The 19,666-nt window shown below is 40.4% G+C and carries 8 protein-coding genes, 13 tRNA genes and 3 rRNA genes; all 24 read right to left on the reverse strand.

Translation table 11 applies throughout. From position 1 onward, the window contains the following. Positions 1-31: 31 nt before the first annotated feature. A complete protein-coding gene (locus D7D81_RS00400) occupies positions 32-2,395 on the reverse strand; it encodes a glycoside hydrolase family 65 protein (RefSeq protein ID WP_125986268.1) in 2,364 nt (787 codons plus the stop codon). A 292-nt stretch (positions 2,396-2,687) separates the two neighbouring features. Beyond that, positions 2,688-2,763: transfer RNA gene (locus tag D7D81_RS00405), tRNA-Gly, on the reverse strand. Positions 2,764-2,766: 3 nt separating this feature from the next. Next, positions 2,767-2,851: transfer RNA gene (locus D7D81_RS00410), tRNA-Tyr, on the reverse strand. A gap of 169 nt (positions 2,852-3,020) precedes the next feature. Beyond that, positions 3,021-3,096, reverse strand: a tRNA-Ala gene (locus D7D81_RS00415). Between the two features lie 9 nt (positions 3,097-3,105). Further along, positions 3,106-3,181, reverse strand: a tRNA-Thr gene (locus tag D7D81_RS00420). Positions 3,182-3,188: 7 nt separating this feature from the next. Further along, positions 3,189-3,265: transfer RNA gene (locus D7D81_RS00425), tRNA-Asp, on the reverse strand. A 212-nt stretch (positions 3,266-3,477) separates the two neighbouring features. Next, positions 3,478-3,553 (reverse strand) — tRNA-Val (locus D7D81_RS00430). Positions 3,554-3,557: 4 nt separating this feature from the next. Beyond that, positions 3,558-3,633: transfer RNA gene (locus D7D81_RS00435), tRNA-Glu, on the reverse strand. A 3-nt stretch (positions 3,634-3,636) separates the two neighbouring features. Continuing rightward, a tRNA-Ser gene (locus D7D81_RS00440) sits at positions 3,637-3,730 on the reverse strand. 78 nt (positions 3,731-3,808) lie between these two features. After that, positions 3,809-3,885: transfer RNA gene (locus D7D81_RS00445), tRNA-Met, on the reverse strand. 8 nt (positions 3,886-3,893) lie between these two features. Further along, a tRNA-Gly gene (locus D7D81_RS00450) sits at positions 3,894-3,970 on the reverse strand. A gap of 170 nt (positions 3,971-4,140) precedes the next feature. Next, positions 4,141-4,217: transfer RNA gene (locus tag D7D81_RS00455), tRNA-Met, on the reverse strand. 4 nt (positions 4,218-4,221) lie between these two features. Beyond that, positions 4,222-4,297 (reverse strand) — tRNA-Lys (locus D7D81_RS00460). 9 nt (positions 4,298-4,306) lie between these two features. Beyond that, positions 4,307-4,381 (reverse strand) — tRNA-Gln (locus D7D81_RS00465). A gap of 9 nt (positions 4,382-4,390) precedes the next feature. After that, positions 4,391-4,507: ribosomal RNA gene (rrf, locus tag D7D81_RS00470) — 5S ribosomal RNA — on the reverse strand. A 106-nt stretch (positions 4,508-4,613) separates the two neighbouring features. After that, positions 4,614-8,027, reverse strand: a 23S ribosomal RNA gene (locus D7D81_RS00475). Positions 8,028-8,217: 190 nt separating this feature from the next. Continuing rightward, a 16S ribosomal RNA gene (locus tag D7D81_RS00480) occupies positions 8,218-9,765 on the reverse strand. The 16S, 23S and 5S rRNA genes sit together here with 13 tRNA genes alongside, the layout of an rRNA operon. Positions 9,766-10,023: 258 nt before the next feature. Next, on the reverse strand, positions 10,024-10,155 hold the full coding sequence (locus tag D7D81_RS19970) for a hypothetical protein (RefSeq protein WP_286170011.1): 132 nt from the start codon (positions 10,153-10,155) through the stop codon (positions 10,024-10,026). Between the two features lie 133 nt (positions 10,156-10,288). Further along, a complete protein-coding gene (locus tag D7D81_RS00485; protein ID WP_125986270.1) occupies positions 10,289-11,227 on the reverse strand; it encodes a SpoIID/LytB domain-containing protein in 939 nt (312 codons plus the stop codon). Between the two features lie 360 nt (positions 11,228-11,587). Further along, positions 11,588-12,757, reverse strand: coding sequence for a D-alanyl-D-alanine carboxypeptidase family protein (locus tag D7D81_RS00490; RefSeq protein WP_125986272.1), 1,170 nt, complete (start codon positions 12,755-12,757; stop codon positions 11,588-11,590). Then, positions 12,757-13,575, reverse strand: a complete 819-nt coding sequence (mazG, locus tag D7D81_RS00495; RefSeq protein WP_125986274.1) for a nucleoside triphosphate pyrophosphohydrolase — start codon at positions 13,573-13,575, stop codon at positions 12,757-12,759. Before mazG ends, D7D81_RS00490 begins: the two co-directional genes overlap by 1 nt. 2 nt (positions 13,576-13,577) lie before the next feature. After that, on the reverse strand, positions 13,578-15,206 hold the full coding sequence (locus tag D7D81_RS00500; RefSeq protein ID WP_125986276.1) for a putative polysaccharide biosynthesis protein: 1,629 nt from the start codon (positions 15,204-15,206) through the stop codon (positions 13,578-13,580). 140 nt (positions 15,207-15,346) lie between these two features. Next, positions 15,347-15,901: a stage V sporulation protein T gene (gene spoVT, locus D7D81_RS00505; RefSeq protein WP_125986278.1), complete on the reverse strand. Its 555-nt coding sequence runs from the start codon at positions 15,899-15,901 to the stop codon at positions 15,347-15,349. 207 nt (positions 15,902-16,108) lie between these two features. Further along, positions 16,109-19,609, reverse strand: a complete 3,501-nt coding sequence (gene mfd, locus D7D81_RS00510) for a transcription-repair coupling factor (RefSeq protein WP_125986280.1) — start codon at positions 19,607-19,609, stop codon at positions 16,109-16,111. Positions 19,610-19,666: the final 57 nt, after the last annotated feature.

The following is a 19,666-nucleotide window of genomic DNA, read 5'->3' on the forward strand; positions in this document are numbered from 1 at the left end:
TCCTTCTTTTTTTAATGAATTCCTTAAAAATTTAAAAATTGCTTTTTTCTATTCCTCTGCCAGCTGATAATAAGAATCTCTCTCCCTTATGGAAAATCCTAATCTCTTCACCTGTGATTAACTTATAATAAGTTTTATCACGCTTAACACTTATCTTAATTTGTCTATCCTGAAATTTTATCTTAAAGACAAACCCCTTCCATTTTCGAGGAACACAGGGATTGAAATATAACTTTCCGTCATAATTGCGCATGCCAGCAAACCCCTTAATCAAAGCTAACCAGGAACCTGCCATACATGCTGTATGCACACCTTGATAAGCATTATTATTATAATCATCAAGATCCAAACGGGCTGTCATCATAAAATAATTATAGGCATCATCCATACAACCAATCTCATTCGCAATTATACTGTGAATAGCCGGTGATAAGGAAGAATCATGTGTTGTTTTCGGCTCATAAAAATCATAATTAGCTTTTTTTTCTTCTAAAGAAAAGAGATTTCCCAATAACAACATCAGCAATATTACATCTGCCTGTTTAATAACCTGATATTTCCAGATAACCAGTGGATGCCAGTGCTTTACCAGAGATATTTCTTCAGAAGGAATAGCATCTACATCGATTGCTTCTTTATAAAGAAAAGAATCATCCTGTGGGTGAATACCGAGTTCTTTATTAAATGGCAGAAACATATTGTCCGCAGCCTTTTGCCAGGCATCTATTTCTTCTTCCTCTAGCTTAATTCGCTCTTTTAAATCATGATATGCCTTAGGGTTTTCTTCAGCAGTTTTCTTAATCACCTCTATTGCCCACTGCAAGTTGAATCTAGCCATATAGTTGGTATAACAGTTATTATTAACACCTGGTTTATATTCGTCAGGACCGCAGACCTCATTAATACAAAACTTCCCATCTCGAAGTGGTATATATCCACCATGATCTACCCACATACGGGCAGTCTCTACTAATATTTCTGCACCATAATTATGCAAAAAGTCCTTATCTTTAGTGGTATTATAATATTGATAAATAGCATAAGCTATATCTGCATTAATGTGATATTGAACAGTAGAACCCATAAAAAAGCCAGATGCTTCTTCACCATTAATTGTCCTCCAGGGGAAAAGAGCCCCATCAAGTCTTACCCTCCTAGCATTTTTCCTTGCCTTATCAAGGTTATGATAGCGGTACATTAATAGGCTTTTGGCAATTTCTGCCCTACTATAAAGGAAAAACGGCATGATATATGTTTCAGTATCCCAGAAATAATGCCCTTCATAATACTCACCTGTTAAACCTTTAGCAGCAATATTTGTTCTACCGTCACGGCCGGTAGACTGTAAAAGGTGAAAGGCATTAAATCTGAACGCCTGTTGTAAAGCTAGATCGCCATATATTTTTACATCAACATCACTCCAGTATTCTGCCATATAATCAGTATGCTTTTTTAATAGATTTTTATCCCCCATCTCCACAGCAATATTTAGGTTATTTATAAGTTTATTTTTCAATTTATTTTCAAGCTCTGAAAATCCAATATTAAGACCTAAATCTAATGATGTATATACACATAAATATCTCTGTAGAGAATATTCTTTTCCCTTTTCAACATTAAGTTCATATTCAACACTAAGCCCTTTCTCTGAAGACAGCTGTTTTTTGCTTATAATAACACCTTCATTAGAAGGTATTAAAACATTCCTACATGCCATACCAGTTGCAATAAATGTACTGGTTGCTTTCTGAATAATGTACTCAATTTCTCCTTGAAAACCTCTGTCTTTAACTACAAGTTCCCTTTTATTTCTCAAATGATGATAATTAGTAGAATCACCCATTATTCTTGTCTTTAATAAAACATGTCCGGAAAAATTTAGCGGCTTAAATTTATAAATAATCATCCCTAAATGGGGTTTATCCTGAGACAAAAACCGTAAAATATTAAAAGATATTTTTTTTCCTCCAGGACTGGTCCAGGTTAATTCCCTTAGCAAAACACCCTTTTTCATATCAAGTGATCGACTGTAGTCACTCACCTCACCCTGAAGCAGGTCATATTTTTCACCATTAATATATAGATTGATAGATGACCATTTTGCCAGGTTTAACATAGTTTGACTCTGACGAGGTAAATCTGGCGCCTCTTCAGGATATATTATCTCCTCTGAGCCATATACACCATTGATATACATGCCTGGTGTAGAAGTATAGTCTGGTCCAGAGTAATCTTCTTCTAATGTCCCTCGCATCCCCATATACCCATTTCCGAGGGAAAAGATCGCCTCATTATGATGATTAGTCTCTACTGAAAAGCTATCCTCTGTTATATTCCACGGCTCACAAGGGTATAAAGGTTTTTCCTGATATTTATTCCGATGATATGCTCTCACTTCAATCTCCCCTTTTATTATTTATTACTAATTAAGCATCTTGTATAATTAATTTCCACATCTTTTTTAACTAAATTTACAGTTCTTTTATATATCATTATACTCGTTATATTACAAGTTTTGCAACCGGTTGAAATATTCATTAAAAAAATAACTTAGTTATACTTCTTCATAAAATAAGTAATTCCTTTTTTTAACTAGGGTTTATTTTATTTAATCAAAACCAAAAATTATAATAATAAAAAAACACTCTACATAAAACGCTAGAGTGATGTATACATAAGTATAAATATGGAGCGGGAAACGGGATTCGAACCCGCGACCTTCTCGTTGGCAACGAGATGCTCTACCAGCTGAGCTATTCCCGCATCTGGTGGAGGGGGAAGGATTTGAACCTTCGTAGGCATCGCCGACAGATTTACAGTCTGCTCCCTTTAACCACTCGGGCACCCCTCCGCTTTTTAGAAGTAGGATGTAGGATATCAGAGATAGGATTGAATGCAAATTTTGTTTGCACTTATAAAACCAACTAACAACCTGTGAATCCTAATTAATATTATAAATACCATTAAAAACACTAAATTTAAGTCTCTTGCTTCTGACTTCTTACCTCTTACATCCGTTGTGGTGGAGATAAGGGGACTTGAACCCCTGACCTCTTGACTGCCAGTCAAGCGCTCTCCCAGCTGAGCTATATCCCCATATTACACTGGAGCCAATGACCGGATTTGAACCGGTGACCCCTTCCTTACCATGGAAGTGCTCTACCTGCTGAGCTACATTGGCAAAAAAATGGCGAAGGCGATGGGATTTGAACCCACGATCTCCGGCGTGACAGGCCGGCGCGATAAACCACTACGCTACGCCTCCATTTTGGATGTTAGATGTCGGAGGTTGGAAGTTGGAATGAAAGTGTAGATTGACTGCACATTCAAAAGTCTCCAAACCCTACAACTTCTAATTTCTAATCTCCGACAACTCTCGATGGTCTAGTACTGCAACCTTATAATATTACAACGAGAGTACCGGATCGGTAAAATTATCCTTGCTTTCAAAGGAGAGTTTCAGTAAAACTTCTTTTATGGTGGGCGAAACAGGGCTCGAACCTGTGACCCCCTGCTTGTAAGGCAGGTGCTCTCCCAACTGAGCTATTCGCCCAAAATGGCACCCTCAAGGGGATTCGAACCCCTGCCGCCAGGATGAAAACCTGGTGTCCTGGACCCCTAGACGATGAGGGCATATGGCGGAGAGGGAGGGATTCGAACCCTCGCTAGGGTGTTAAACCCTACTACAGGTTTAGCAAACCCGCCCCTTCAGCCACTTGGGTACCTCTCCGGTTTGGATGTTGGAGGTAGGATATCAGAAGTAAGAAAGTAATACTTACTTCCGACTTCTTACCTCATACCTCTTAATTGGTGGGTCTAAGTGGATTTGAACCACTGACACTGCGGGTATGAACCGCATGCTCTAGCCAGCTGAGCTATAGACCCATGTATAATGGAGCGGGAGACGGGATTCGAACCCGCGGCCCTCAGCTTGGAAGGCTGATGCTCTAGCCAGCTGAGCTACTCCCGCAAGAAAACTATCGAAATTTTATATATTAATTATACATGCAACTGAATAATAAATCAAGTGTGAGAAATTGGTAGCACCACAGGCACTCCGTATTTAAACAAAGCATACAAGAATATAATTGGTTGCACCACAGGCACTCCGTATCTAACTAAAATCATATAAGAAAAATTTGGTTGCGGGGGCCGGATTTGAACCGACGGCCTCCAGGTTATGAGCCTGACGAGCTACCAGACTGCTCTACCCCGCGTCATTGGTGAGCCATGGAGGAATCGAACCTCCGACACCCTGATTAAAAGTCAGGTGCTCTACCGACTGAGCTAATGGCCCACAATATTGTGGCTAGGGCGGCAGGATTTGAACCTGCGAATCATGGGACCAAAACCCATTGCCTTACCGCTTGGCTACGCCCTATGGAAATAAAATCGGCAGCGACCCACTCTCCCACAAAGTCACCCTTGCAGTACCATAGGCGCTGGAGGACTTAACTGCTGTGTTCGAAATGGAAACAGGTGTTTCCCCTCCGCAATTGCCACCGAAAATTTTATCTTTTTTTTATAATCCATCACATATTATAGCATATCTATCTTAGTTGTCAATAAACTATTCTTTCAAAAATGCATACAGGAAAATAATTTTTAAAGTTAAGATTAAGCCCTCGCCCTATTAGTATTGGTCAGCTTAATGTGTTACCACACTTCCACCTCCAACCTATCAACCTGGTCATCTACCAGGGGGCTTACCTCTTGCGAGTGGGATACCTAATCTTGAGGCTGGTTTCACGCTTAGATGCTTTCAGCGTTTATCCATTCCACACTTAGCTACTCAGCTATGCTCCTGGCGGAACAACTGATACACCATCGGTGTGTCCATCCCGGTCCTCTCGTACTAGGGATAGCTCCTCTCAAGTATCCTTCGCCTGCGACGGATAGGGACCGAACTGTCTCACGACGTTCTGAACCCAGCTCGCGTACCGCTTTAATGGGCGAACAGCCCAACCCTTGGAACCTGCTTCAGCTCCAGGATGCGACGAGCCGACATCGAGGTGCCAAACCTCCCCGTCGATGTGAACTCTTGGGGGAGATAAGCCTGTTATCCCCGGGGTAACTTTTATCCGTTGAGCGACGGCTCTTCCATTCAATACCGCCGGATCACTAAGCCCTACTTTCGTACCTGTTTGACTTGTTGGTCTCACAGTTAAGCTCCCTTCTGCCTTTACACTCTTCGTGCGATTTCCATCCGCACTGAGGGAACCTTTGGGCGCCTCCGTTACTTTTTGGGAGGCGACCGCCCCAGTCAAACTGCCCACCTGACAATGTCCCATGACCAGTTTATGGCCTCTGGTTAGAATTCCGCTAAAGAAAGGGTGGTATCCCACTTGCGGCTCCTTTGATACTAGCGTACCAAGCTCTTAGCCTCCCACCTATCCTGTACATCCTTTAGCAAAACCCAATATCAGGCTACAGTAAAGCTCCACGGGGTCTTTCCGTCCTGTCGCAGGTAACCAGCATCTTTACTGGTACTACAATTTCGCCGAGTCCCTTGTTGAGACAGTGCCCAAGTCGTTACGCCATTCGTGCAGGTCGGAACTTACCCGACAAGGAATTTCGCTACCTTAGGACCGTTATAGTTACGGCCGCCGTTTACTGGGGCTTAGGTTCTATGCTTTGGTTTTCACCTAACACTTCCCCTTGACCTTCCAGCACCGGGCAGGCGTCAGCCCCTATACTTCGTCTTACGACTTAGCAGAGACCTGTGTTTTTGCTAAACAGTCGCTTGGGCCTCTTTGCTGTGCCCACTTTCGTGGTACCCCTTCTCCCTAAGTTACGGGGTCATTTTGCCGAGTTCCTTAACAAGGGTTCTCTCGCGCGCCTTAGAATTCTCATCCCGTCTACCTGTGTCGGTTTGCGGTACGGGCACTATTAATCTCACTAGTGGCTTTTCTTGACAGCTTGTTTGACAACTTCCCCTCTCTCGGGTCCAGATCACCTTCGATAGTTAAATAAAGGGATTTGCCTCTTTATTCCTACCTTAGGCTTCTGCACACACCTCCAGTCGTGTGCTTTGTCTTTCTTGCCGTGTCCCCACTTCATTCAAACGATTAATAGCGGCATTGGAATCTCTACCAATTATCCATCACCTACGCCTTTCGGCCTCGGCTTAGGTCCCGGCTTACCCTGAGCGGACGAGCCTTCCTCAGGAAACCTTAGACTTTCGGCGGAGGGGATTCTCACCCCTCTTTTCGCTACTCATACCGGCATTCTCTCTTGTATACCGTCCACTGCTCCTTACGGTACAGCTTCTTCCACTATACAATGCTCCTCTACCAATTTAGAAGTTGGAGATTGGAAGTTGGAAGTTGGAAAAACATTAAACCCATTTTTGGATCATGGTATTTAACTGTCTTCCTAGTATATCATAACTTTTAAGAAGTTTTTCAGCAATTTCTTTATTAATGTAATTTAAGTCTTTGCACATTTTTACATATACCTGTAATTCATTACATGAACCTAAACTCATTAATAAAAACCTTCTAAACTCTGCACTTGATTCTTTTTTTCCATAGCCTTCTGCTATATTGGCAGGTATCGATACTGCTGCTCTTCTCATTTGACTTCCTAATTCATATCTCTCGGTCTTTGGTAATTGTTGTGTTAGTTGGTGAATTTTCAAGGCTAATTTATATCCCTTTTGATAAACTTCTAAATCTTCATAGCTTTTTATCAATTTTTCACCTCATAACTTCAACCGTAAAGGTTTTTGCCCAGGTTTTTCGCCCGGACTCCAACTTCTAACCTCTAACCTCCAACCTCTAAACTCCACAGTTTCGGTGACAGACTTTAGCCCCGTTACATTTTCGGCGCAAGGACGCTCGACCAGTGAGCTATTACGCACTCTTTAAATGTATGGCTGCTTCTAAGCCAACATCCTGGTTGTCTTTGCGACCTCACTTCCTTTCCCACTTAGTCTGTACTTTGGGACCTTAACTGGTGGTCTGGGCTGTTTCCCTTTCGACTACGAAGCTTATCCCACGTAGTCTGACTCCCAAGGCTTATAAACTTAAGTGTTCGGAGTTTGAATGGATTCGGTAACCTTGTTGGGCCCCTAGTCCAATCAGTGCTCTACCGCCTAGTTTTATTCCTTGAGGCTAGCCCTAAAGCTATTTCGAGGAGAACCAGCTATCTCCAGGTTCGATTGGCCTTTCACCCCTACCCACAACTCATCCAATGATTTTTCAACATCACCTGGTTCGGGCCTCCACGGGTTCTCACTCCCGCTTCACCCTGGTCATGGGTAGATCACCTGGCTTCGGGTCTATTCCTTGTAACTTGCGCCCTATTCAGACTCGCTTTCGCTGCGGCTTCACCTTTCTGGCTTAACCTTACGCTACTAAGAATAACTCGCCGGTCCGTTCTACAAAAAGTACGCGGTCAGACTTTCTAATAGTCCTCCCACTGCTTGTAAGCTTACGGTTTCATATTCTATTTCACTCCCCTCACGGGGTTCTTTTCACCTTTCCCTCACGGTACTTGTTCACTATCGGTTACCTGGTAGTATTTAGCCTTGGAAAATGGTCTTCCCTTCTTCCCACAGGGTTCCTCGTGTCCCGTGGTACTCTGGATAATCTAAGGTGTCTCTCCTTTTCACCTACGAGGCTTTTACTCTCTCTGGCTGACCTTCCCAGGTCATTCGGCTAAAGATTCAACTGCCTTTGTGATTCTACAGTCTCACTCATGATTATCCTAAACCCACATTTAACAACGGCTGTAGCCTTACATTAAATGTGTTTAGGCTCTTCCCCTTTCGCTCGCCGCTACTTAGGGAATCTCTTTTGATTTCTTTTCCTCGGGGTACTTAGATGTTTCACTTCCCCCGGTTCCCTTCATATAGCTACTTCTTTCACTATATGATGACGGCCCTCTCGACCGCCGGGTTTCCCCATTAGGATATCCGCGTATCTACGCTTCTTAGCAGCTACTCGCGGCTTTTCGCAGCTTGGCACGTCCGTCTTCGGCTCCAGGTACCTAGGTATCCACCGTAAGCCCTTATTAGCTTAATCTTTCTTCTTAGAAAATTGTAGTACCTTCCTAGAAGTTTCCGTCTTCGGTTTCTTACTTCTTACCTCAGACCTCTTACTTCCTTTCTGGTACCTTCGTCTTTTCCTGTATGCAGTTTTCAAAGAACAGTTTAAGGAAACATTTTTAACGTTCCCTCAAAGTTGAACAACAAGCTTGACGCATTCTCCTTAGAAAGGAGGTGATCCAGCCGCACGTTCCCGTACGGCTACCTTGTTACGACTTCACCCCCCTTACCAGACACACCTTTGGCATTCGCAAATGACTTCTGGTGCATCTAACTCGGGTGGTGTGACGGGCGGTGTGTACAAGGCCCGGGAACGTATTCACCGCAGTATGCTGACCTGCGATTACTAGCGATTCCAACTTCATACAGGCGAGTTTCAGCCTGCAATCCGAACTGGGATCAGCTTTCTGAGATTTGCTCCACTTCACAGCTTCGCTCCCCTCTGTACTGACCATTGTAGCACGTGTGTAGCCCGAGGCATAAAGGGCATGAGGACTTGACGTCATCCCCACCTTCCTCCGGCTTTCACCGGCTGTCTCCTTAGAGTCCCCAACTTTACTTGCTGGTAACTAAGGATAAGGGTTGCGCTCGTTGCGGGACTTAACCCAACATCTCACGACACGAGCTGACGACAGCCATGCACCACCTGTCTCCGTGTAGTCAAAGACTAGACTCTACTTTCATAGATGGTCACGGGATGTCAAGCCTCGGTAAGGTTCTTCGCGTTGCATCGAATTAAACCACATGCTCCACCGCTTGTGCGGGCCCCCGTCAATTCCTTTGAGTTTCAGTCTTGCGACCGTAATCCCCAGGCGGGACACTTATCGCGTTAACTCCGGCACTGATGGATTCGAACCACCAACACCTAGTGTCCATCGTTTACGGCTGGGACTACCGGGGTATCTAATCCCGTTTGCTCCCCCAGCTTTCGTACCTCAGCGTCAGTTGCAGACCAGAGAGCCGCCTTCGCCACTGGTGTTCTTCCTAATATCTACGCATTCCACCGCTACACTAGGAATTCCGCTCTCCTCTTCTGCACTCAAGATAGGCAGTTTCAAATGCACCTTACCGGTTAAGCCGGTATATTTCACAGTTGACTTGCCTATCCGCCTGCGTACCCTTTACGCCCAGTAATTCCGGACAACGCTTGCTCTCTACGTATTACCGCGGCTGCTGGCACGTAGTTAGCCAGAGCTTCCTCCTTAAGTACCGTCAGGTCAATGCCATTTCCTGCATTGACGGTTCTTCCTTAAGGACAGAGCTTTACGACCCGAAGGCCTTCATCACTCACGCGGCGTTGCTCCGTCAGGCTTGCGCCCATTGCGGAAGATTCCCCACTGCTGCCTCCCGTAGGAGTCTGGGCCGTGTCTCAGTCCCAGTGTGGCTGATCGTCCTCTCAGACCAGCTACGGATCGTTGCCCTGGTGAGCTATTACCTCACCAGCTAGCTAATCCGACGCGGAGCCACCTCTCAGCGATGCCTAGGCACCTTTACTTAAGTGTAAATGCTTACTCTTAAGGCTATCTGGGATTAGTCCGGCTTTCGCCAGGTTATCCCTGACTGAGAGACAGGTTCTCCACGCGTTACTCACCCGTCCGCCACTACCCGGATCTTATCTTCATCCCGAAGGAATCTGTTAAGGCGGGTCGTTCGACTTGCATGTGTTAAGCACGCCGCCAGCGTTCGTCCTGAGCCAGGATCAAACTCTCCATTAAAAATTTTAATAGATTATTTGTGACTCTTTGAATACTTTTGAACTCTTTTGGATACTTGCCTTTTATTTAAAAAAGGCTCGCACTTGCGTCATTGCTTGTTGTTCAATTTTCAAGGAACATTATTTGTTTATCTCACTGACTTTTTATTATCTGTCAGCGAATTACATCTTATCACTTTTAACCTCACTTGTCAAGAACTTTTATTTTATTTCAAAAGTCATTCTCCAAGTGGTATTAACAGCGACGTTTTACATCTTATCATCTCTGTCGATTACTGTCAAGTAGTTTTTTCATAAATAGTCTTTTATCATATCTACTTATCAGTTCCAACTCTTTACCGCTTTTAGCGGCGACAAGATATATCTTAACATCTCTGTCGTTTCCTGTCAAGGGGTTTTTGAAATTAATTTTACTAACTCCTAACCCCTGTTCTGACAGCGTTGTTTATCACCATCTTTTGTGGCGACAAAATATATTCTAACATCATCTTGCCAGACTGTCAAGAACTTTTTGGGGAAATAGTTCAATCATATTCTTTAACGATCTCTATATCTTTAAAATAATGAGAAACAATCTCCTCTGGTGAACGACCATCTTTAGCCATAGCATATGCCCCCCACTGGCTCATTCCCACACCATGACCAAAACCTGCACCACTAAAACTATACCTATCATCCTGTTTTTTTATCTCTGATATCTTCGTTGATTTTAATCTTTTTGGATCTAACTCATTCCTGAAATTGGCTGCCTTTACTGTAGCACTTCCTTTACTTCCTTTAAAACTGAGGTCAATGATCCTACCTGTTCTATCCCTATCTTCAATAATAACTTTCTCAAGAACACCTATATCTTTCCCCATACTACTTAAGGCTTCTTCAATCTCTCTATTAGAAAATTCAATGGTCCAATTTTGAACATCTTCCGGAGCCATCTCATCTGGTGAATTTACAATTTTAATATATGGTGGTTCATCTTTTTCATAGGCAAGTCCTACTTTAGCAGACGTAGTCTGGCCTCCAGCACTGGCATGAAACCAACCCTTAATATAATCATCCTGATGTACTACAACTTCACCACGGGTTTTACTTACTGCATCAGCTAATTCCTGGGTAACATTTTCCGGCTTAAACTCCTGAGCAAATTCATAACTTCCACTAATAACATTTGTCTTATTCTCATCCATATATTTCAATGCAAAGGTACGAGCAATTATAGCCTGTGCTGCATAGGCATTAGCAGGCCAACCCTTTTTCATTTCACCTGCTACAACCCCGGTTATATATTCCTCAAATTTCATCTGCTTTTCCTGACCATCTGTCAGTTTAACAACTATTTCTGGCTCCTTTTCTAATCTATTCCGCTCTCTAACCCCTTTAACCCTAGCCTGATTATCACATGCTACAGCCATAGTCATTATAATTATAAATATAAAAATAAAGAGAAACAGCCGTGTAAACTTCATTAATAATCCCCCTTTATATTTTGATAACAGTAGTAGTCTCTCTTAAACTAGAGATATTATTCATTTCATACACCTTCACATTATATATATAATAATCATATATTATCATAAACATAGTAATTGGGAGGTGATAAAATGGGTAATGTTGCTGAACACTGTGGCCGAGGTGGTCTCTGTGGTGACAGTTTTATATTTATAGTCTTCTTAATTCTTATACTGTTATTACTTGGAGGAAATATATAATTTAGTTTAACTATAAACAAAGTAAACTATTTACAATCAATCTATTAAGATTTTTTACAATTTAAAAAAGCCGACCAAGTCGGCTTTTTTAGTACATACAAATTTATATTTGATAATTTAATTAATAAATTTCCCGATCAAACTACCAATCCAATTAAGAAACCCTCTCCAGAGTCTCACAAATATATTCGCTTTTGCTATATCTTCTGTTGCCAGAAGGTCTACAGCTGCTAGAACCTTTCCATCCTGTATTATTGCCTCTTGACCAAGTACCTCTCCCTTTTTTATCGGAGCAGATAATCCATCTTTAAGTTTAATTTCCCTTTCCATGGTATTCTTACTACCCCGTTTGATCACAACATATAAGTCCCTGGCAGCTTCAGCTGTTGTAGTCGTCTTTTTCCCATCAGCAATGTTAATATTTTGAACTTTGCTTCCCTGCTCAACAACCTTTTCCTTAATAAAAGCATTAAATCCATAATCTAACAGACGGGATGTTACTTCTTCCCGTTCCTGTTCTGTTTCTGCCTTTAAAACCACCGATATAAGCCGCATATTTTCCCTTTTAGCTGTTGCAGCCAAACAGAAGCCTGCTTCCTGGGTATGACCAGTTTTTAATCCATCCATGCCAGGATATTTGTTTATTAATTTATTAGTATTTGTTAAATCTGCCTTCCTATTGGGCAGTTGTAATATATCATGCCAAATAGAAGCCCATTTAAGAACCTTTGGATGTTTGATTAACTCTCTAGCCATAATAGAAATATCTCTAGCGGTTGAGTAATGTTCTCCATGTTCAGTAGGCAAACCAGTGGAATTTACAAAATTTGTATTCTCCATCCCTAATTCTGCAGCTCTTTCATTCATTTGACCTACAAAATTGCTATAAGTACCACCAATAGCCTCCGCAATAGCTACACTAGCGTCATTAGCTGATGCTACAGTAACAGCCTCAAGTAAGTCCTCGACTTCAACCCTTGTATCTGCTGCCAAAAATATCTGAGAACCACCCATTGATTGGGCATGTTTACTAATTGAAATCTTATCATCTAAATTAATTGTTCCCTTTTCTATCTCCTCCATTGCTAATAGGAGAGTCATTATTTTTGTGATACTGGCAGGTGGAAGAACTTCATTTGCATTTTTTTCAAATAATACCTGCCCCGTTTCGTAATCCACTAAAATTGCCGATTCTACCCCTGCCTCAAAATCTGCTGCATAAAGACTAGTTGATATAAAAATAAAAGTAAGTAATAATATTATTCCTGTATAAAAATATTTATTCATTAATAATCCTCCTTATTGTATGATAATTTATGCTTTGCTTCTTCCCAATACTCATCCAATTCATCTAAAGCTAGTTTTTCTAAAACCGCACCTTTATCCTTAACCCTTTCTTCAATATACCTAAACCTGTCCTTAAATTTGAGTATTGTCTTTAATAATGCTAATTCAGAATTAACATGACTAAATCTTGCAAGATTTACAACCGCAAATAATAAATCACCTATCTCTTCACTTATAGCAGTTTTATCATTCTCTTCAATTGCAGCCGTAACTTCACCTAACTCTTCTTCAATTTTACAAACCACATCTTTTATATCTGACCAATCAAACCCTACCTCAGCAGCTTTTTTCTGCAGCTCATCAGCTTGATTTAAGGCTGTTTGAGCTTGGGAAACATCATCTAGAATAGATTCTTTTCTTTTACCCGATTCAATTTTTTCTTCCTTCTTTATTTCTTCCCAAAGATGTTTTACTTCATTAGCTGAACTAAGCTTTTTTTCTTGAAAAACATGGGGATGACGTCTTATTAGTTTATTGTTGATACCCTCCAAAACATCAATTAAAGTAAAGTCATCTCGCTCTTTCCCGATCTGAGCCTGGAAAACAACCTGAAGCAAAAGGTCACCCAGTTCTTCTTTTAGAGCTGTTATATCTTCCCTCTGTAGGGCCTCTACAACTTCATAGGCCTCTTCAATAATATACGGCTCTAAAGAATTATAATTCTGTTTCTTATCCCAGGGACAACCATCTGGCCCGCGTAATACCTCCATAATATCTACCAAACGATTTAATTCCTCTGCCATTTTTTCTTTATCCATAATTAATTCCTCACTAACCCAATTTTTTTTAATTTTTCAGCAAAACTCTTCCCCACTTTAGGAATCATTAACAGGTCATTATATCTAATCGCCTTAATCACAAGTAAAATTAAAAAATATAGTATTACTGCTAATAATACTATTATAAATGTAGCAGCCGAATAGTGATACCTGGTTATTTTACTTAATAAAAAGTCTATTAAGGAAAAACCCCTGTAAACTATCAATCCCATTACTCCAACAGCAAAAACTGGTTTTATCACCAGAGCCTTTAAATCAAGCAAAAAGTGGGTATATTTTTTAACATATATTAAATTCAATAAAGCAGCAACTGCAAAACCTGTTACTGTACCGAAAGCAGCACCCTTTATCCCAAAAGCGGGGTGGGCAGTCAATACATAATTGATCAAGGCATTAATTAAGGCGCCCAGCAATAGATTTGCTGCAGGAACCCTGGTTTTACCTATTCCATTTAAAATAGCTGAACTGGTATGTTGTAGTCCAATAAATAAGACACCCCAGGCCGATATCCTTAAGATTGCTGCTGCAGTAGGCACAGCAAAAATCACTGTTGTTAAAGGCTCAGCCAGCACAAAAAGCCCTGCTGCTGCCGGCAGACTAATCAATACTGCCAGACGCAGGCCTGCTTGAGTTCTATACTTAATAAGCTTTTCTTTATTTAAAGCAAAGGCCTCAGAGATAGACGGCACCAGACTTGTTGCCAGTGAAATGGTAATAATAGTTGGGAAATTAACCAATGTCATAGCAACTGCAGTCAGTTCCCCAAATAAGGCCATCGGGTCCTGTACCAGCACCCCTGCCTGTAGACGCATAGGAACAATAATAGTATCGACTAAATTCATCAGGGGTTGTACCAAAGCCCCTAATGTTATGGGTACAGCTAATAAAGCTATCTCCCGTATAAACTGACCCGTATTTGCCAGTTTAACAGATACTTTATTACCATCCCTTATAAACTTCCATATTTTTTTCCTCTTTCTATAGTATATAAAAATTAAAGTTAAAAGTCCAGCAATAGATCCTGTCACAGCACCAAAAGTAGCCCCGGCAGCAGCCACTCCAAGGCCCTTACTTAATAATAAATAAGACAACCCTATCATTGTAATCATTCTAATAAATTGCTCTATAATCTGAGATATAGCCGTAGGCACCATATTCTGTAAGCCCTGAAAAAATCCTCGATAGGTAGCCATCAGTGATACAAAAAAAATTGCCGGAGATATAGCCAGTATTGGATAATATGCCTCAGGCCCCCATTTAAACAATACAGTCAGGGGTTTAGCCAGAACAGCCATCAAAATTGAAACAAATAATCCAATAAAAAAGGCCATATACCTCCCAACTGTAAAAACCTGGAAAGCCGCCTTTCTATCACCTAATGAAATCTTTTCAGAGATTAACTTAGCCAGGGCAATAGGAATTCCTGAACGGGAAACAACTAGCAGGGTAGTATAAACAGGATAAGCTACCTGGTATAGTCCCATACCTCTGGTCCCTATAATCCTGGTCAAGATTATCCTATAGGCAAACCCCATCACTTTAGCAATCAGACCAGCCGCTGTCAAAATAGCAGCACCCTTAATAAAGCTTTGCGCCTTCTCCTCGCCCATCTCTAATACATCCTTCCCCTAATGTATTATTTATCTTTTCCGATATCATATTCTTTTAAACAAAAACAAATATAAGTAAGCATATATATTTTTTTATTACCCCCTCCTATTAGGAACAGAGGGGGATTAAGTAAATATTATTACTGCTCCATCTGCTTAGCCAGGAAAGAAGCGGCTGTATTGGCCAGCTTCATTTCAAGTTCACCCATTTCCTGCCCTTCTTCCTTAGCACTCATTACTACAACTCCAATAGGATCTCCTTCCACAATAATGGGTGCCATTACAGATGAATTGAAAGAATAATCCTCAATTTCACCAATACCCTGGCAAAAGGAATCTACTCCTTTATCATTTATGATAGATGCCCTTCTATCTTCCATTACCTTTTCTGCATCACTACTTATTTGTTTTTCTAGGAAAGTCTTTCGCGGAACACCTGAAACGGCTATAATCACATCTCTGTCCAGTATAAATACCCCATGATTTGTCTCTTCAGCTAATGCATCTGCATATTCCTGGGCAAATTCACTTAATTCACCGATCGGGGAATATTTCTTAAGTATAACTTCACCCTCCCGATCAACAAAGATTTCAAGTGGCTCTCCTTCCCTGATACGCATTGTACGTCTTATCTCCTTAGGGATAACAACCCTGCCCAGATCATCAATTCTTCTTACAATCCCTGTTGCTTTCATAGACTGCCGGAAACCCAGCAAATCACCTCCCTTTGAGTTCTGACCCCAATCACCTGTAATATACATTTGCTGTCAATATTTAAGAGGAAGGGGTTTCTAAAAATAGCTTTCCCATAGAAGGTAAATTTATACTATCTAAGATAAGGTTACTAATCCTGACCCACAAAAATAACAAATCAAAAAACAAGGGTCTTGTATACAGGTGATTTATTTTCCAGAAAGAACAATAAAATCCTGTAGGATCTTTTCTAAAAACATGATGTCTTTACCTTTAATTCCCAGAGATGGTGTCCTTCCTGACTTTATTCTTATCTTTCCTTTATGTCTGTCTATCAATTTAAATAATATATCAGGATCTATATCTTTAGCACTTGCAAAATAACATACAATATAACTGTTATTATAGGTGATTTTATTTATACCCAGTTTACGGGCAGCAATTTTAATCTTACTAATATTAATCAAATTAACCACTACCTCCGGAGGATCGCCAAAACGGTCTATCAACTCATCTATAAGACTACTGAGGGTCTCTTCCTTTTTAACAGCCATTATTTTTTTATATATTTCAATTTTTTGCTTTGCATCTGTAATATAATCATCAGGTATATAGGCATCTACTGCTAACTTTATTTCAACTTCCATTTTATCTTCATCTTTTTGACCTTTTAATTCTTCAATTGCATTTTCAAGTAGTTTACAGTATAAAGAAAAACCAATTGTAGCAATATGACCATGTTGTTCAGGACCCAATAAATTACCTGCACCCCTGATTTCCAGGTCACGCATAGCAATCTTAAAACCAGAACCAAGATTTGTAAACTCCTTAATTGCACCTAAACGCTTTTCAGCAACCTCCGGCAAAATACGATCCCGTTCATATAACAAATAGGCATAAGCAACCCGGTTAGAACGCCCTACCCTGCCGCGCAGCTGATATAATTGAGCTAAACCCATTATTTCAGCCCTATTAACAATAATTGTATTAACATTCGGCAGGTCAAGACCAGTCTCAATAATGGTTGTACAGACCAGCACATCATAATCATTATTATAAAAATTCATCATTAATTTTTCCAGTTTATGTTCATTCATCTGACCATGTGCTACGGCAACCCTGGCTTCAGGTACTAATTTTTTAACCATATCTGCCTTTTCCTCAATATCTTCTACCCTGTTATGTACAAAATATACCTGTCCCTGCCTGCCTATCTCTTTTCTAATAGCATCACGTACTAATTCGCGATTAAATTCACTAATATGAGTCCTGATCGGATATCTATTTTGTGGTGGTGTTTCAATAACACTCATATCCCTGACCCCAACAAGAGCCATATGAAGAGTCCTTGGTATCGGGGTTGCTGATAGGGTCAGTACATCCACATTTCTTTTAAAATCCTTTAAACGCTCCTTATGTGTAACTCCAAATCTCTGTTCTTCATCAACAACCAATAACCCCAGATCATTAAAAATAATATCTTTAGATAGTAGCCTGTGTGTCCCAATAATTATATCAACCTCTCCCAGGGCTAGCCTCTTTAAGACATCCTTCTGCTCAGAACGGGTCCTAAACCTGCTAATCATTTCAATTGCAATTGGATAATCTTTCATTCTTTCTACAAATGTATTATAGTGTTGTTGGGCAAGTATAGTAGTCGGAACCAAAACGGCTGTTTGCTTGCCATCCATAACAGCCTTAAAAGCAGCACGAATCGCAACCTCTGTCTTACCATAACCTACATCACCACATAACAAACGATCCATCGGGGTATCAGCTTCCATATCCTGTTTTACATCTTTGATAGCTTGCAACTGATCAGGTGTCTCTTCATAAGGGAAAGCCTCTTCAAACTCCTGCTGCCAGACCGTATCTTTAGAAAAACTATATCCTTCAACTGTCTCCCGTTCTGCATATAATTCGAGAAGACCAACAGCCATTTCTTTTACTGAATCCTTTACCTTTTGTTTGACCTTTTTCCATTCGCTCCCACCCAGTTTATATAAGCTAGGCGGTTTCTGGTCTGCACCAATATATTTTTGAACTAAATTAACCTGTTCAGTCGGCACATATAATTTATCTTCACCAGCATATTGTAAAACCAGATAATCCTGGTGTTTACCCTGAATATCCAGAGTTTCTACCCCAGTATATTTCCCTACTCCATGATTTTCGTGAACAACATAATCACCAATACTTAACTCTTCAAATGATGAGATGTTCACACCTTCTTCCAGGTCATGTAACCGCTGCCGTTTTTTCTTCTGAGCCTGACCAAAGACCTCTTTTTCTGTAAAGACAACTAATTTAAGGTCCTCAAAAATAAAACCCTCTGCCAGACTTCCCTCCCTGACCATAATCTCTCCAGGTTTAAGGGAATCCCCTTCCTTAATCACCAACAGCTCCTCTTCTTGTAGATATTTAATAAGTCTACTTACCTTGGTCCTGGAATTTAAGGTTATCATCACCCGGTACTTATTATCCTGAAGTTTTTTTAATTCATCTAATAATAAAGGAAGTTTACCGTGATATGGTTCAACACCCCTTGTCGTAAATAAAAAGCTTTTGCTAGTATCTATAGGAGATACTGTACTAGCTATATCTGAAGAAAATAAAATATTACTATATTTACTTAATTCCTCAATAAGCTGATTAATATCCAGAAAATTTCCCCTATATCCAGGTGTTACACTCCCCTGCTCCAACAAGGTAGCCTGGGTTGCCATTAACTCTCTATCAAGGTGTCTAACCCTTTCCCAGAATCTCCCTGCCTGATTAATAAAAATTCCCGCCTTCTCCGGCAAATAATCAAGAAGAGAAGCAGGCTCATAAAAGAAAGGCAAAAATTGTTGGTTGCCAGGGAAATCATTCAATTCAGATAATTTTTCTAAATTATCATTCATTCTATCTAATAAATAATCAGCTTCTTCATCATTACCCGATTTTTTCAAGGCTTTTATCGTATCCTGGTATTCCTTACGAATAAACGGTACTACCCTATTAAAATCATCCTTTGAAAAAACAATTTCCCTGGATGGTGGTATAACAATCTCTTCCAACTCAAGAAACGAGCGCTGGGATCCCAGGTCAAATGACCTTATTGAATCAATTTCATCACCAAAAAACTCTATCCTGATAGGTTTCTCAACAGAAAGAGTATAAATATCAACAATACCACCACGCACACTAAATTCACCTGCTTCCTCAACCATTTCACTCCTTTTATAGCCCAGTACAGCCAGAGAAGAAACCAATTTAGAAAGATTCATTTCCTGCCCAGTTTTAAGGTAAAGTGAATATTTTTCAAAGGCTTCAGGTGGCATGGTCGTCCTTAATAAATTGGCAGTAGTAGTTATTACAATTTTGGCTTTATCAGGGAAAATTGTTAGTTCCTGTAATACCTTTAATCTACTACCAAGTTCTTTATAATCCTCAACTATTTGCTCATGTGGTAGAACTTCAATTTCAGGGTATATCAAAACCCTTTCTTCAGGCAAAAAACGAATCAGGTCTTCATAGTATTGTTCAACATGGTAGGTATCATTTACTACCAGAAGTATATTATCAGGTAGTCTCTCAATTATATTAGCTATAAAAAAATTCAGCCGTGAATTAACAAGCCCCTTAACCATGAGATTTTGCCTGTCATTTAAGGCCAATAAGAAATCAGCTATTTTTTTATTGTTTAAAAACAAAGAATTCAACACCATATTTTTCCTTCCCTTATACAAATATCAAAAGGGCCCCTGCTAAAAAGCACGGGCCTT

This window comes from Halocella sp. SP3-1 (assembly GCF_003953885.1).
GTDB lineage: Bacteria > Bacillota > Halanaerobiia > Halanaerobiales > DTU029 > Iocasia > Iocasia fonsfrigidae.

What these genes read in the sequence shown, in the direction of transcription:
- D7D81_RS00490 (WP_125986272.1), bottom strand. Translation starts at nt 12,757, where the DNA reads ATGAATAAATATTTTTATACAGGAATAATATTATTACTTACTTTTATT.
- spoVT (WP_125986278.1), bottom strand. Translation starts at nt 15,901, where the DNA reads ATGAAAGCAACAGGGATTGTAAGAAGAATTGATGATCTGGGCAGGGTT.
- D7D81_RS00500 (WP_125986276.1), bottom strand. Translation starts at nt 15,206, where the DNA reads ATGGGCGAGGAGAAGGCGCAAAGCTTTATTAAGGGTGCTGCTATTTTG.
- D7D81_RS00485 (WP_125986270.1), bottom strand. Translation starts at nt 11,227, where the DNA reads ATGAAGTTTACACGGCTGTTTCTCTTTATTTTTATATTTATAATTATA.
- mfd (WP_125986280.1), bottom strand. Translation starts at nt 19,609, where the DNA reads ATGGTGTTGAATTCTTTGTTTTTAAACAATAAAAAAATAGCTGATTTC.
- mazG (WP_125986274.1), bottom strand. Translation starts at nt 13,575, where the DNA reads ATGGATAAAGAAAAAATGGCAGAGGAATTAAATCGTTTGGTAGATATT.